Source organism: Cupriavidus sp. FW305-46 (assembly GCF_058787075.1).
On record NZ_JBYSZI010000034.1, the window covers coordinates 63,422 to 78,614 of the forward strand.

The following is a 15,193-nucleotide window of genomic DNA, read 5'->3' on the forward strand; positions in this document are numbered from 1 at the left end:
GCCTCTTGGCCGGTCATTGTCGATGGCGCAGCGTGGCTCAGCGCAGGTAGCGCTCGACCAGCTTGACCCAGTAGGTGGCCGCAAGCGGCAGGCAGGCGTCGTTGAAGTCGTAGCCGGGGTTGTGCACCATGCAGCCGCCCTCGCCATCGCCATTGCCGACGATCAGGTAGCAGCCCGGACATTCCTCGAGCATGAAAGAGAAGTCCTCGCTGCCGGTCAGCGGCACCATGTTGTCGATCAGGCCGTCCTCGCCCAGCCATTCACGCGCGACCTCGCGCGCCATCCCGGTGGTGGCCGGGTCGTTGACCAGCACCGGGTAGCGGCGGTCGTAGTGCACCTCGGCGCTGGCGCCGAAGCTTTCGGCCTGGGCATGCGCCAGCGCGGTGATGCGCGCCTGCAGCAGGTCGCGCACCTCGGCCTTGAGCGCACGCACCGACAGGCGCAGCTCGGCGCTCTCGGGGATCACGTTGGGCGCCTTGCCGGCCTCGATCGCGCCGACGGTCACGATGGCCATGTCGAGCGGGTTCACGTTGCGCGCCACCACCGACTGCAGCGCCATCACCATCGACGCGCAGGCCACCACCGGATCGACCGCCCGGTGCGGCACCGCGCCGTGGCCACCGCGGCCGGTGACGCGGATCGTGACGGTATCGGACGAGGCCATGAACGGCCCGCCCAGGAAGCCGAACTTGCCGGTCGGGTGGCCGGGCATGTTGTGCAGCGCGAACACCGCATCGCAGGGAAACAGGCGGAACAGGCCGTCCCGGATCATCTCGCGCGCGCCGCCCATGCCTTCCTCGGCCGGCTGGAAGATGACGTGCAGCGTGCCGCGGAAAGGCTTGTGCTCGGCCAGGTAGCGGGCTGCGGCCAGCAGCGTGGCGGTGTGGCCGTCATGGCCGCACGCATGCATCTTGCCGTCGATCTTGCTGGCATACGGCAGGCCCGTGGCTTCGCGGATCGGCAGCGCATCCATGTCGGCGCGCAGGCCGATGGCGCGGCCTTCGCCGTGACGCAGCGTGCCCACCACGCCGGTGCCGCCCAGGCCGCGATGCACGGCATAGCCCCAGGCCTGCAGGCATTCCGCCACCAGGTCGCTGGTGGCGAATTCCTCGAAGCCGAGCTCGGGATGGGCGTGGATGCGGTGACGCAGGTCCACCATCTCGGCTTCGATGGCGCGGATGCCGGGCAGGACGGGATCTGGATGCATGGGGTCTCCGGAGGCTTGGTCGGGGGATTGCGTGGGGCGATCTTATGCAGGGCCCGTGCGTGCCGATAGCCGCAATACTGTTATCCTGACAACCATTGGTTGTCACCATCCCGAACCGCATGACGATGAAACTCCACCAGATCCAGGCGCTGGTAGCCGTTGCCGATGCCGGCAGCATCCGCGCCGCCGCCCGACTGGTCGGGCTGTCGCAGGCGGCGGTCACCAAGGCGCTGCGCGAGCTGGAAAGCGAGGCGCGGCTGCCCTTGCTGTCGCGTACCGCCAGCGGCGTGGCGCTGACCGACGCGGGGCAGCGCATGCTGGGCCACGCCCGGCTGGTGGTCGGGCAGCTCGCCCGCGCCGGTGAAGAACTGGCCACGCTGCGCGGCGAGGGGGTGGGGCGGCTGAGCATCAGCGTCACGCCCTGGGTCATGCTGACTTTCCTGCCGCGTGTGCTGCTGCGCTTTCGCGAGCGCATGCCGGGCGTGCAGGTGGAGATCTTCGAAGGCCTGACCGCGGTGGCCTTGCCCCGCCTGCGCGAAGGCACGCTGGACTTCGCCGTGGGGCCGTTCACGGCGGCGATGTCCACGCAGGAATTCGAGTGCGAGCCGCTGCTTGCCTACACCTCGTGCGTGATCGCGCGGCGCGGGCATCCGTGCGCGGATGCGCGGTCGCTGCACGGACTGCTGGAGCAGGACTGGGTCGTCAACTACACCGCGGCCAGCTACGAGTCCTTTATGCGCAACCTGTTCTGGCAGCATGAAGCGCGCATCGACCCGGCGCGGCTGCATTGCGCGCACTCCACCGCGCTGCTGCTGGAGCTGATCCGCAATGCCGGCATGATCAGCTATTGCCCGCGGCCGCTGCTGCTGACCGAGTCGATGCGCGGCTGGGTCCAAGTCTTTGCGCTGGCCGAGCAGTTCGAGACCAGCCGGCTCGGCATCATCACGCGCCACAATGCGGTAGGCAGCCCCGCGGCGCAGTGCTTCACCGATTGCCTGCTGCAGGAAATCCGGCGCCGCGCGCGCTCGGCGGCGCAGAAGGACAGCGAGTTGTTCGACGCGCTGGAAGTCTTGTACTGACCGCCCAGGCTCGCGACTGCCCGGAAAAGAAAATCGGCCCCATGCGGGGCCGATGCGTCTGGGTGCGGCCGGATCAGGCAGCTTCTTTCAGTTCCGCCAGCGCGCGCCGGCCCGCGACCAGTTGCTGCGCCACTTCGGCCACGCGGGCACCCAGGTGCTCGGCGGTGCGCAGATCGGCCAGCGGCGGCACCACGTCGGCGCTTTCATCGGCGTTGGACTGAGCGGCGGCGCCCAGGAAGAAGCCGTGGCGGTTCAGCGAGTCTTCGGTCGACTTGGAGTTGTTGTGGCCCGGGGGCAGGCCCAGGTTGACCCAGTGCATGCCGTGCTGCGCCGCGAAGATCGCGATCTGCTGCAGCGTGGCCAGCTTGTCGCCGGAGCGCGAAGCCGCGTTGGTGAAGCCGGCTGCGACCTTGTTGGCCCACTTGCCGCCCTTGGCAAAGACATTGCGCGAGGTGGCGTCCATAAAACCCTTGAACTGTGCCGAGGCGCTGCCCATGTAGGTCGGCGCGCCGAAGATGATGGCGTCCACCTGTTCCAGCGTGTCCCAGTGCTGGTCGATGTCCTCGACCGGGATCAGCAGGCTTTCGGTGCCTGCGACATTGCCGGCGCCGCGCGCAACGGCCTGGGCTTGCTTGGCGGTGTGGCCGTAGCCGCTGTGGTAGACGATGGCGACGCGGGTTTGTGCGGTGGTCATGATGGCGGATCCCCTTGATAGTAGCGAAAATCTGAATACCCTTATGCTGCATCGCGTGATGGACTGGTGCGGTTGCGGCGGGTGGTGAAAGCAGTGTAGGGAGCCGTGGGGCGGGCTGCGTGAGCGTCCATGCAATCAGTTGTTGAATTTTTCTGAACAACCAGAATCCGGTGCCGGCTCCATCTCCTCCGCGGGTTTTCCCCGCAGCCAAGCGCGTGGCAATAGTGCTGTGGAGACGATAAAGTTGCGACACATTCACCTGTGCCCGGCGCCTCCACATCCGCGCCAGAACCCGCAACCGCTTTCCGATCCCATGAAACCAGGCGGCAGGCAGATTTTGGCGGTCCGGCAGCAGCGCCGTTCCGGTAACCCCGGCATCCCGTTCGCGAACCGCTCCGCGCTGGCGTTCGCCGCGCTGGTCCTGGCCAGCGCCGGCGCGCGTGCCGCCGACCCGCCCGGCACGGCAGTGGCCGCCGCCACCGCCGAAACCCTGCCCGACGTGGTGGTCAGCGCCACCCGCAGCGAACAGCGCCGCTTTGATGCGCCGGCGGCGGTGGACAGCGTGCCGGTCGATCCGCTGCGCAGCGCCACGCCGCTGGTGAACCTGTCCGAGGTGCTGGCCGGCGTGCCGGGCGTGGCGGTGCGCGACCGGCAGAACTACTCGCAGGACCTGCAACTGGCGGTGCGTGGCTTTGGCACGCGCTCCACCTTCGGCGTGCGCGGCGTGCGCCTGTATGTCGACGGCATCCCGGCCACCATGCCGGACGGGCAGGGCCAGGCTTCCACTGCCGACCTTGCCAACGCCAGCCGCGTCGAGGTGCTGCGCGGCCCGTTTGCACAGATGTATGGCAATGCGTCGGGCGGCGTGGTGCAGGTGTTCACGCCCGATCCGCCCAGGGATGGCTTTAGCGGGCGCGCGTCGACCGGCTTCGGCTCGGATGGCCAGTGGCAGGCGGGCATCGCGCTGGCCGGCGGCAACGACCGGCTTGGCGGTTCGCTCGACGCCTGGACCTACCAGACCGACGGCTACCGCGACCACAGCGCGGCGCGCCGCTACCAGCTCAATGCCAAGGTAGTGGCGCAGCCGGCGAGCGGCACGCGCGTGACCGGCCAGTTCAACTATTTCAACCAGCCGCTGGCGCAGGACCCGCTGGGGCTCACGCGCGCGCAGGCCGATGCCAACCCGCGCCAGGCGGTGCCCGCAGCGACCCAGTTCGATACCGGCAAGAATGTCGAGCAGGCCCAGGCCGGCGTGGTGGTGGACCACCAGCTGACCGGGACCGACAGCCTGTCGGCACGCCTGTACGGCGGCACGCGCAACCTGTACCAGCGGCTGGGCTTCAGCGGTGCCGCGCCGAATTCGGCCGGCGGCATCGTCGACCTGGACCGCACCTACGGCGGCGCCGCGCTGTCATGGAGCCGGCGCACCACCACCGCCGCCGGCCTGCCGCTGCTGTGGAGCGCCGGGCTCGAAGCCAACGGCATGCGCGATGGCCGCAACGGCTACGTCAACCAGAACGGCACGCAAGGCGCGCTGCGCCGCGACGAGACCAATACCGCGACCGACCTCGGCGCCTTTGCACAGTTCGACTGGACCTTCCACCCGTCCTGGCAACTGGTGGGCGGCGTGCGCGCCAGCCGGGTGCGGCTTGGCATTGATGACCACTTCATCAATGCGGCCAGCCCCGATGACAGTGGCAACGCAACCTACAGCAACCTCAGCCCCGTGCTTGGCGTGGTGTGGCACGCGCTCGACTCACTCAACCTCTACGCCAACCTCGGCCGCGGCTTCGAGACGCCGACGCTGACCGAAGTCGCCTACGGCCCCGGCGGCGTCGGCAGCAACCTGGGGCTGCAGGCCTCCACCAGCCGCCAGGGCGAGATCGGCATCAAGTGGCAGGCGGCGGGGCAGCGGCTGGAGGCGGCGCTGTTCGATGCCGACAGCCACGACGAGGTGGTGCCCCAATCGAACAATGCCGGGCGCACCGTCTACCAGAATGTCAGCGGCGTGCACCGGCGCGGCTTCGAACTGGGCTGGCGCGGTGGCTTTCTCGGTGAGGTGGGCACGCCAGGCAAGGGCGGCGGCAGCCGTATCGAGGCAGGACTGGCCTATACCTGGCTCGATGCTTACTTCGGCGACAGCTTCGTCAACGCGCAGGGCCAGACCGTGGCGGCCGGCAAGCGCCTGCCCGGCACCGCGCGCCACAGCCTGGGCGCGGACCTGTCATGGCGGCCGGCAGCGCCGCTGACGCTGGGGGCCGAGCTGCGCGTGGACAGCCGCGTCTACGCCGACGACCTCAACACGCAGGCCGCGCCAGGCTATGCGGTGTTCAACCTACGCGCCGGCTATGAGTTCCGCATCGGCCCGACCCGGCTCTACGTCTTCGGCCGCATCGACAACCTCACCGACCGGCGCTATATCGGCTCGGTGATCGTCAACGAGGCCAACGGGCGGTATTTCGAACCCGCGCCCGGGCGGCGCTTCTTCCTGGGGCTGCGCGCTGCCCTGTGAGATGCGCCGGGTGGCGCTCTGCTGTGGCTAGCTCCTGACCAGCAGCACCGGGCAGTGCGCGTGCGCAAGCACCCGCCTGGCCACCGAGCCGATGATGGCATCCAGGAATCCGCCGCGGCCGTGCGAACCCATCACGATCAGGCTGGCGCCGATACTGCTCGCATACTCGACGATGCGGGCCGGTGCGAAGCCGACGAAGCCATGGCACTCGCAAGCGATACCGGCCTCGCCCAGGATGCTGGCCACGGACTGCATCGCCTTCTCGTTCTGTTCGCGATGCCAGGCATCCAGGGTGGACCGGTCGATGAAGGTCTTGATGTCGCCAGCCACATCCGGTTCGCAGTGCACCACGTGTACCACGAAGTCGCGGCTGAACAGGGGATTCTGTACCAGGTAGCGGGCGGCCGCGTCGCTATAGGCCGACCCGTCGGTCGCAAGCAGGATCTTGTTCATGGAATCGCTCCTTATGTGCGCCGGTTCCCCGCCCTGCGCTCACGCGGGGCGCAGTGGCCGCCCAGTTCGTCCCCGGCGTGCGCAAGCGTGCGCCTGGCCCTGGCCCGGCTGACCAGGACGGACACGAACAACGTCATGGCGACGGCGCCGAGAGACCAGTGCACCGGCACATGGAACCACGGCTCGGCCAGCATCTTGGCGCCGATAAAGGCCAGCACGATGGCCAGGCCGTACTTCAGGTAATGGAAATGCTGCGCCAGGTTGGCCAGCAGGAAATACAGCGCCCGCAGCCCCATGATGGCGAAGATGTTCGAGGTGAAGACAATGAAGGGATCGGTGGTGACAGCGAAGATGGCCGGAATGCTGTCGACGGCAAACACCAGGTCGGTCGCCTCGACCAGCAGCACCACCAGGAACATCGGCGTCGCATGGCGCAAGCCGTCGATGCGCACGAAGAAGTGCTCGCCGCGATAGTCCGCGGTGATCCGCATATGCGCGCACAGGAAGCGAACGATGGGATTGCGCGAGAGATCGGGGGTACGCCTGGAAACGAACAGCATCTTGATGCCGGTGAACAGCAGGAACACGCCGAACACATAAAGGATCCACGAGAATTCGCTGATCAGCCAAACGCCGAGCAGGATCATGACGGCGCGCATCACGATCGCGCCGACCACGCCGAACAGCAGCACCCTGCGCTGCAACTCCGGCGGCACCGCAAAGTAGCCGAAGATCATCGCGAACACGAACATATTGTCGACCGACAGCGACAGCTCGATCAGGTAGCCGGTATAGAACTCCAGCACCTTGCGGTCTGCGGCCTCGCGTCCGGCGCTCCCGGCCAGCAGCCACCACAGCGCGATGCCGAAGAGCACGGCCAGCGTCGACCAGGCCAGGGTCCAGCCCAGCGCCTCGCGCGTCGAAACGCGGTGCGCGTGCCGGCCGCCAAGGACGAACACGTCGATGACCAGCGTTCCCAGCACCAGGACCAGGAAGCCGGCCCACATCGGCGCGGTGGCAAAGGTATCCATGCCGCTAGTGTCCTGCTCCGTCGGCAGATGTCATGGCAAGTTCCTCGCGGCGCGGCACACTAGGCCCGCCTCGCATCCCGGTGCGTCGTGCGCCGCGCATCCGGTTCGCCGCAGTAGTGCAGGATCTCGGCGCGGGCAGTGTTGCGCAGGCGCATGGCGGCGGGCCAGTCTGCGCCGTCCGGCCAGAGCGGGCTGCCGATGACCACGCCGATCGGCCCGCGGCGCGGCAGCCACTGGCCGTCGCGCAGCACCGAGCGGGTGCCGCGGATGGCGACCGGCACCACCGGCGCGCCGGCCCGCGCGGCCGCCAGGAAGGCGCCCGAGCGGAATGCCTGCAGCCCCGGCGCGCGGCCGAAGGTGCCTTCGGGGAAGAACAGCGCCGAATGCCCGGCGCGCACCGCGGCCACCACGCGCTCCACGTCCTCGTGCTCGCGCACGTTATCGAAGCGGTCGATGAAGTCGGCGCCGATGCTGGCCAGGTAGGTGCCGGGAATGCGCTGGCCCTGCAGCTCGCGCTTGGCGACCATGCATACCGGCGTGGGCAGCGCCGCCACCAGCACGATACCGTCCAGGTAGCTGGCATGGTTCGAGACCAGGATGCAGGGCCGGTCGCGCGGCAGGTGCTCAAGCCCTTGCACGAACCAGGGCACCGCGCCCAGCCTGAGAAACAGCCGGGCAACGTGGTGGCTGAGCGTCCAGCCCAGTGCCGGCCGGTGCAGCGCAACCGATGCCAGCCAGGTCGCCGGCGCCAGCGTTGCGAACAGGAGCCAGGCATAGAGGGCGTAGGACAGGCCCGCGGCGGTCTGCCGGCCGCGCCGCAGCTCCGGCCGCAGCGCGCGCCAGCCAAAGCGCGCGATCTGCAGCCAGGGCGCTTCCACGCCGCGGCCGGGGCGCCCGTGCTCGAAGCGCTCGCGGCAGGCGGCGCGCCGGATCTTGCCGCTCGATGTCTTCAGGATGCTGTGCGGCGGCACCAGGGCGATGTGGTCGGGCGGCATGCCCAGCACGTCGAGGGCGGTCTTCAGCGCCTGCCGGTGCAGCGCCCGGCGCGCCTGCACATCCTTCTCTGCGGTCTCCGCCATCACCACGATGCGTTCGGTGCCGCTATCCGGATCGGGGCTGCCGAACACGGCCACGCAGCCCTTGCGTATGCCGGGGATGGCGCCGACCGCCTGCTCCAGTTCGTAGGGATAGATATTGCGGCCGCCGCGCACGATGGTTTCCTTGGCGCGCCCGGTGATATAGACCTCATCGGCCGCCATATAGGCATAGTCGCCGGTGTTCAGCCAGCCGCGGTCGAACAGCTGGCGGGTCTGCACGGGATTGCGGAAATAGCCGCTGGTGGCCGAAGGGCCGCGGAACTGCAGCAGGCCCTCATGCCGCTCGCCCAGTTCGCGTCCGGTGGCGTCGACGATGCGGACTTCGTGGCCGGACAGCGGCCGGCCGCAGGACGGGAATTCCAGGGTCTCGCGCTCGCCAGTGGGCGCGTGTTCGCCCGCGGGCACGGCCACGGCAGTGCGCGTGAATTCGTCGCGGTCGATGCGGTCGGCCGCCAGCCCTCGGCCAAGCGGCGGAAAGGTCAGGCCCAGCGAGGCCTCCGCCAGCCCGTACACCGGCGCGGCAGCCTGCGGGCGCAGGCCGTAGCGGGCAAAGCGCTCCATGAAGGCGCGCATGGTCTGCAGGCTTACCGGCTCCGCGCCATTGAAGACGAAGCGCCAGCTGGACAGGTCGAGCCCGGCCAGGTCGGCATTGGCCAGCTTGCGCAGGCACAGCTCGAAGGCGAAATTGGGCCCGCCCGAGAGCGTGCCGCGGTACTTGTGGATCGCCCAGAGCCAGCGCTCGGGCCGCGCCAGGAAGGCAAGCGGCGACATCACCACCAGCGGGTAGGCGTAGTACAGGCTGCCCAGCCAGGCGCCGATCAGGCCCATGTCGTGATAGAGCGGCAGCCAGCTGACAAAGACGTCTTGCGAGCCGACGGCCAGGGTCTTGCCCATGGCGCGCAGGTTGGCCAGCAGGTTGGCATGGCTGAGCACGACCCCCTTGGGCGAGCCGGTGCTGCCCGAGGTGTATTGCAGCAGGGCGATGTCGTGCGTGCGCAGCATCGGATGGACCGGGGCGCCGCCGCCGTCCGCCAGCTCCTGCGGCGTGAGCACGCTATGCAGCGTTCCCGTGCTGGCCTTGAGCAGGGCCGCCAGCGGCCGCGCCTGTGCCACCGTGATCAGGACCGGCGCCTGCGCGTTGGCCAGGATGCCGGCGTGGCGCTGCAGGTGGTCGCCGATCTGCGCCAGCCGCGCCGGCGGGTAGAGCGGTACCGGAATCCCGCCCGCCAGCAGCACGCCGCAGAAGCTGTAGAAGTAGTCGGGGCTGGTAGGCAGCATGATGGCCACCGCCGTGCCCGCGCTCACGCCGCGGGACACCAGCCCGGCGGCGATGGCCGCGGCGCCGCGGTGCAGTTGAGCAAAGCTGATCTGCGTGTCTGCGCCGTCGCCGTCCTGCAGGATGATGTGGGTGCGCTCCGGGTGGCTGCGCAAGTGCCAGCGCAGCACGTCCGGCAAGGTGGCGGCGCTGTCGGGCGCCTGTGCCGCCGGGGCAGGGCGGGCCTGGCGCAGGTGCGTGCCGCTCGCGCCGGGCGGCAGGTCCTGGGCGGCGAGCAAGGCGCGCAGCAGCGCGCGCGGGGTGTCGGCCTGGGCCAGCACCTGCTCCGGCAGGCTGACGCCGAAGCGGTGTTCAAGGCGGGTCAGCAGCTCGGCGCGCGTCAGGCTGTCGAAGCCCAGGTCGCCTTCGAGCGTGCTGTCCAGCGCGGCCGTCACTTCGGACTCTGCCGGCGGGCGCATGGCCGAAGACATCTCCCGCACGATGCCGAGCAGGGCATCTTCGTAGTTCTGCCTCGGGGGAGAATCCGCTTTCATGCGCGTACGGCCTCTGTCCACGCGACACCGCGGCCGCCGCCGAGTGCTGGCTGGCACGGCGGCCCTTGCCGATGACGCCTGGACTGACACCCTAAAGATAGGCTGCGTGGGGAAATTGTCGAGGCAGGTGCCGAACCGGGCACAGGCGGGCAAGCCCCCGACTGCACGCCGATCCGGCAGCATCGTGCACATGACAATGAAATCCGCGCCCGCGTGCGGGCTGCCTTTCTATGCTGGAAGGTAGAGCGCGGACGCGCATTCCCGAGGATGGCAAAGCCATGAACGATGATGCAGCCCTGGCCGGCCGGATCCTGGAGGTTGCCCTGATGCTGGGCGAGCGCAGCGGCTGGGATGCCCTGCACCTGCATGACGTCGCCGACGACATGGGCATTGGCCTGGACCAGATCCATCGGCATTACCGGCAGAAGGACGACCTGGCCGAGGCCTGGTTCGAACGGGCCGACCTTGCGCTCGTGCGCGCTTCCTCGCGTGAAGGCTGGGCCGCCCTGTCCCACCGCGAGCGCCTGGAGCAGGCCATCCTCGCCTGGCTCGAGGCGCTGGCCCCGCACCGGCAGCTCACCGCCCAGATGCTGCGCTACAAGCTGCAGCCGGAGCACGTGCATCTGCAGGTGCAGGGCCTGCTGCATATCAGCCGCACCGTGCAATGGCTGCGGGAATCGGCGCGCCTGCCCGAATCCGGCTGGCGCCGCGAAGCGGGCGAGGTCGTGCTGACCGGCATCTTCCTCTCCACCTTTGGCTGTTGGCTGCGCGACCGTTCGCCGGATTCCGGCCGCACGCAGGCGTGGCTCGAACGCCAACTGCGCTGCGCCGAGCGCCTGGCCTGGCGCCGCCCTGTCGACAAGGAAGCCCGGTCCGGATGGACACGATCACCCATGCCTTGATGGGGGCGCAGGCAGCGTTTGCCATCCCCATGGCCGAGATCCCCGGCCGGCGACTCAGCACGCGCGAACGCCTGCTGCTTGGCGCTGCCGCCGGTGCCTTTCCGGATATCGATTTCCTGGGCTTTTTGGTCCATCCGCTGCGTTTCCTGGCGCAGTGGCACCAGGGGCCGACCCATTCGCTGCTGCTGCTCCCTGCCTGGGGCGCGCTGCTTGCCGGCCTGTTCTGCCTGGCGGCGCGCCGGCGCGAGGCCTGGAGGGAAGCGTTCGCCGTCAGTTGCCTTGGCGTGGCCAGCCATATCGCGCTGGACCTGATCACCGTTTATGGCACCCGCATCTTCTATCCCGGCTCCGAACGGCGCTTCAGCCTTGGTACCAGCTTCCTGATCGATCCGCTGCTGAGCGGCATTGTCGTGTCCGGACTGGTCCTGACACTGTTCCTGGCACCGCAGCGGCGCGGCCGCGCAGCGCTGGCGGGCATGGCGCTGCTGTGCGTCTATGTCGGCGTCCAGGGCGTGCTCAGGCAACGGGCGCTGGCAGTGGGCAACGAATCCTTGCGCGCCGCCGGCATCCAGGCGCAGCGCGTGGATGCGCTGCCCCAGCCGTTCTCTCCGTTCAACTGGAAACTGATTGCCCGCGCGGAGGCGGACTACCGCGTCGCCCACGTCAACCTGGCCGGGCATCCGGCCTGGGTGCCGCAATGGCAGGTGCTGGGCGGCCTGCCGGCCATGGCCAGGGCCTACGAGCCGCCCGCGCGGATGGCCTGGACCAAGCGGCCGCGGCTGCCGGAGGCGCCGGCTGAGCAGGCGCTGGCATGGCAGCTCTGGGTGCGGCCGGACTTTGCCGATTTCAGGCAGTTCGCGGTCTATCCGGCCTTGTCCGCCATCACGTCGATGCGGGCATCACGATCCGTGCCGCCGGGCGCAGCGGTCGCCTGCGTCTGGTTCACCGACCTGCGCTACGACCTGCCCGCGGTGGAAGACACCTTCCGCTATGGCTATTGCCGCGACAGTGCGCAGGCACCGTGGCGGCTGTACCGGCTTGCCTATTTCAGCCAGGACCAGCGCCAGCGCCTGGACTAGGGCAGCGCGGCGCTTGGCCACGCATCGATTTGCCTGTTCCGCGATAGACCTTTAAGGTGTCGGCTTTGGCCGGCGCATACCGGGATTCCGGGGCCCGGCCGGCCCGGAGCCCGCCACATGACCACACCCCAGCCCGACGACCGCACCCGCCGCATCATGCTGTGGGTGGTGGCGGTCGGCTTCTTCATGCAGACGCTGGACTCGACCATCGTCAACACCGCGCTGCCATCAATGGCGCACAGCCTGGGCGAGAGTCCGCTGCGGATGCAGTCGGTGGTGATTGCCTACTCGCTGACCATGGCGGTGGTCATCCCGGCCTCGGGCTGGCTGGCTGACCGCTTCGGCACCCGCACCATCTTCCAGACCGCCATCGGGCTGTTCGTGGTGGGTTCGCTGCTGTGCGCCTACGCGCCGACGCTGAACTTCCTGATCGGCGCGCGCGTGGTGCAGGGCGTGGGCGGGGCCATGCTGCTGCCGGTGGGGCGGCTCTCGGTGCTGCGCACCTTCCCGCGCGAGCAGTACCTGCAGGCGCTGAGCTTCGTCGCCATCCCCGGCATGATCGGCCCGCTGATCGGGCCGACGCTGGGCGGCTGGCTGACGCAGGTGCTGTCGTGGCACTGGATCTTCCTGATCAACGTGCCGGTCGGGCTGCTGGGCGCACTGGCCACGGTGCGCTATATGCCCAACGCGCGGCTGACCGGCATCGGGCCCTTCGACATCGCCGGCTACCTGCTGCTGGCCATCGCCATGCTGTCGCTGTCGTTCTCGCTCGACGGGCTGGCCGGGCTGGGCTTCCAGCACGCCACCGTGCTGATGCTGCTGATCGCCAGCATGGCCGCGCTGACCGCCTACGGGCTGCACGCCAACCGGCGCAAGCAGCCGCTGTTCCCGCTGCGGCTGTTCCGCATCCACAGCTTCAGCGTGGGGCTGCTGGGCAACCTGTTCGCACGGATCGGCAACGGCTCGATGCCGTTCCTGATCCCGCTGACGCTGCAGATCAGCCTGGGCTATTCGCCGTTCGATGCAGGCCTGATGATGTTGCCCGTCACCGCCGCCGGCATGGCCTCCAAGCGCCTGGCCACGCGCCTGATCCAGCGCCACGGCTACCGCCGCGTGCTGGTGGCCAATACCTTCGTGGTGGGGCTGGTGATGGCCGCCTTTGCGCTGATCACGCCGCAGTTGCCGCTGTGGCTGCTGGTCCCGCTGCTGGCGCTGTTCGGCATGGTCAATTCGATCCAGTTCACGGCCATGAACACGGTCACGCTGAAGGACCTGAGCGGGGCCGGCGCCAGCAGCGGCAACAGCATGTTGTCGATGGTGCAGATGCTGTCGATGAGCCTGGCGGTGACCGCGGCGGGCGCCTTGCTGGCGACCTTCCAGCACCGCTTCGGCGGCGATTCCACGGCGGTGCTGCCGGCGTTTCATGCCACCTTTGTCTGCATGGGGCTGATCACGTGCGCGTCGGCCTGGATCTTCATGCAGCTGGGGGTGCGCGAAGCTGCGCCGGCGATACCGGTGCAGCATGGCGAGAAGGAGGTGTGAACGCCTGCGCCCTGGCGCCTGCGTGACACATGGGCCGCTTTGCGGGGGGCGGCCGCGAACTTACCCGGCACTTCGCGGCTCCTATCCAAATGAGCCGGCAGCGCCCGGTGCAAGGAGGCGCCCATGCAGCCGACAGGCAAGCCCGAGACCGAACCCGCCATTCCGCCGTCGTCAGGCGCCACTGCCGGCGGCAGCACGGTGCCGCGCACGGCCCCGGCCACCCCTGACGGCGCCGGCGCGGTGCCGGGGCCATCGGCGGCGCCCGGCAAGGTCCATGCGGCGGCGCAGCCGGCGCTGGTCACGGACCGGGACTGCCCGCCGCCGCACACGCTGCCCGGCTGCGCCTGCGCCGATATGCTGTCGCCCGCGGCGCGCTACTGCGAGCTGTTCGTCGACGTCCAGCACAGCGGCCTGTTTGCCGACAGCAAGACCTTCCCTGACTGCATTCCCAACTGCGACCCGGACCTGATCGTGGCGCGCTACCGCGAAACGCGCGACACGCCGGGATTCTGTCTGGCTGATTTCGTGCAGGCGCATTTCACCCGCGCCACCGTGCCGGAGAGCCACTACGTGTCAGACCCGGCCAGCACCCTGCGCGAACATATCGATGGCCTGTGGCCGGTGCTGACGCGCGAGCCCGTGGCCCATCCGCCGCTGTCGTCGCTGTTGCCGCTGCCGCACCGCTATGTGGTGCCGGGTGGGCGCTTCGGCGAGCTGTATTACTGGGACTCCTACTTCACCATGGAGGGGCTGGCCGGCAGCGGGCGCGGCGACCTGATGGTGGAGATGGCGCGGAACTTCGCCTACCTGATCGACACCTATGGCCTGGTGCCGAACGGCACGCGCAACTACTACCTGAGCCGCTCGCAGCCGCCGGTGTTTGCGCTGATGGTGGACCTGCTCGAGCGCGAGCAGTTGGCCAGCGCCATCGACTTCCTGCCGCAGCTGCGCCGGGAATACGCCTTCTGGATGGACGGTGCCGACTGCGTGCGGCCGGGCCATGCGCACCGGCGGGTGGTGTGCCTGCCCGACGGCGCGGTGCTGAACCGCTACTGGGACGACCGCCCGTGGCCGCGCGAGGAAGCCTTCCTGGAAGACATGGAGACCGCGATGCGCAGCGGCCGGCCGCATCACCTGGTGTTCCGCGACCTGCGCGCCGCGGCGGAATCGGGATGGGACTTCAGCTCGCGCTGGCTCGATTCGCCATCCACGCCCACCGGCCAGCCCGCGGACCTTGCCACCATCCGGACCACGGCGATGCTGCCGGTCGACCTCAACGCACTGCTCTGGCACCTGGAAACGCGCCTCGCCGCGCTGTGCGAGCAGGCGGGCGATGCCGCGGCAGAGGCTTATCGCGTGGCGGCGCGGCGGCGCGAGGCAGCCATCCTGCAATACATGTGGAACGACCACGCCGGCGCCTTTGTCGACTACGACTGGTGCCGCGGCGCGCCGCGGCTGTGCCTGACCGCTGCAACGGTGATGCCGCTCTATCTCGGTCTTGCGCTGCCGCCGCAGGCGCAAGCCGTGGCACAGGCGGTGAAGGACCGGCTGCTGGTTGACGGCGGGCTGGCCACCACGGAATGTGCTTCGGGCCAGCAATGGGACCATCCCAATGGCTGGGCGCCGTTGCAATGGCTGGCCGTGCGCGGGCTGGTGCGCTATGGCCACGACGACCTGGCGCGCGAGATCGCGCAGCGCTGGCTGGCGACCGTGGCCAGTCTCTACACCCATGAATGCAAGCTGGTGGAGAAATATCGCATCCGGCATATCGAAGGGGCGGCCCGGGGC

At 69.2% G+C, this 15,193-nt stretch carries 11 protein-coding genes; 6 read left to right on the forward strand and 5 right to left on the reverse strand.

What is annotated here, in order from left to right; genetic code table 11:
• Positions 1–37 precede the first annotated feature (37 nt).
• Positions 38–1,207, reverse strand: coding sequence for a M20 aminoacylase family protein (locus AC3WON_RS17720; protein ID WP_114133244.1), 1,170 nt, complete (start codon positions 1,205–1,207; stop codon positions 38–40).
• 119 nt (positions 1,208–1,326) lie between these two features.
• On the opposite strand from AC3WON_RS17720, the gene AC3WON_RS17725 reads away from it, so the two are divergent.
• Positions 1,327–2,286: a LysR family transcriptional regulator gene (locus AC3WON_RS17725; RefSeq protein ID WP_492352385.1), complete on the forward strand. Its 960-nt coding sequence runs from the start codon at positions 1,327–1,329 to the stop codon at positions 2,284–2,286.
• A gap of 73 nt (positions 2,287–2,359) precedes the next feature.
• Here the strand turns inward: AC3WON_RS17725 and AC3WON_RS17730 are convergent, their stop codons facing one another.
• Positions 2,360–2,980, reverse strand: a complete 621-nt coding sequence (locus AC3WON_RS17730) for a flavodoxin family protein (RefSeq protein WP_010811027.1) — start codon at positions 2,978–2,980, stop codon at positions 2,360–2,362.
• A gap of 313 nt (positions 2,981–3,293) precedes the next feature.
• Between AC3WON_RS17730 and AC3WON_RS17735 the strand changes: the two genes are divergently transcribed.
• The gene (locus tag AC3WON_RS17735; RefSeq protein ID WP_492317259.1) at positions 3,294–5,492 is read left to right on the forward strand and encodes a TonB-dependent receptor family protein; all 2,199 of its coding nucleotides are present in this window, start codon (positions 3,294–3,296) and stop codon (positions 5,490–5,492) included.
• 27 nt (positions 5,493–5,519) lie between these two features.
• On the opposite strand, the gene AC3WON_RS17740 is transcribed toward AC3WON_RS17735, so the two are convergent.
• From AC3WON_RS17740 to AC3WON_RS17750, 3 genes are read right to left on the reverse strand one after another with little or no spacing between them, the layout of a single operon-like run.
• Complete coding sequence (locus AC3WON_RS17740; protein ID WP_492317263.1) at positions 5,520–5,945, reverse strand: universal stress protein; 426 nt, start codon at positions 5,943–5,945, stop codon at positions 5,520–5,522.
• 11 nt (positions 5,946–5,956) lie between these two features.
• Positions 5,957–6,976, reverse strand: a complete 1,020-nt coding sequence (locus AC3WON_RS17745) for a TerC family protein (protein ID WP_492352386.1) — start codon at positions 6,974–6,976, stop codon at positions 5,957–5,959.
• A gap of 59 nt (positions 6,977–7,035) precedes the next feature.
• The gene (locus tag AC3WON_RS17750) at positions 7,036–9,882 is read right to left on the reverse strand and encodes an AMP-binding protein (RefSeq protein ID WP_492317265.1); all 2,847 of its coding nucleotides are present in this window, start codon (positions 9,880–9,882) and stop codon (positions 7,036–7,038) included.
• A gap of 278 nt (positions 9,883–10,160) precedes the next feature.
• Between AC3WON_RS17750 and AC3WON_RS17755 the strand changes: the two genes are divergently transcribed.
• The 4 genes from AC3WON_RS17755 to treF form a co-directional block, all read left to right on the forward strand.
• Positions 10,161–10,784, forward strand: a complete 624-nt coding sequence (locus AC3WON_RS17755; protein WP_492352387.1) for a hypothetical protein — start codon at positions 10,161–10,163, stop codon at positions 10,782–10,784.
• A complete protein-coding gene (locus AC3WON_RS17760) occupies positions 10,760–11,863 on the forward strand; it encodes a metal-dependent hydrolase (RefSeq protein ID WP_492352388.1) in 1,104 nt (367 codons plus the stop codon). The genes AC3WON_RS17755 and AC3WON_RS17760 overlap by 25 nt, the downstream gene beginning before the upstream one ends.
• Positions 11,864–11,980: 117 nt before the next feature.
• Positions 11,981–13,405, forward strand: a complete 1,425-nt coding sequence (mdtD, locus tag AC3WON_RS17765; protein WP_492352389.1) for a multidrug transporter subunit MdtD — start codon at positions 11,981–11,983, stop codon at positions 13,403–13,405.
• A gap of 123 nt (positions 13,406–13,528) precedes the next feature.
• Positions 13,529–15,193 (forward strand): alpha,alpha-trehalase TreF (gene treF / locus AC3WON_RS17770; RefSeq protein WP_492352390.1); only part of this gene is annotated, 1,665 nt, incomplete at its 3' end.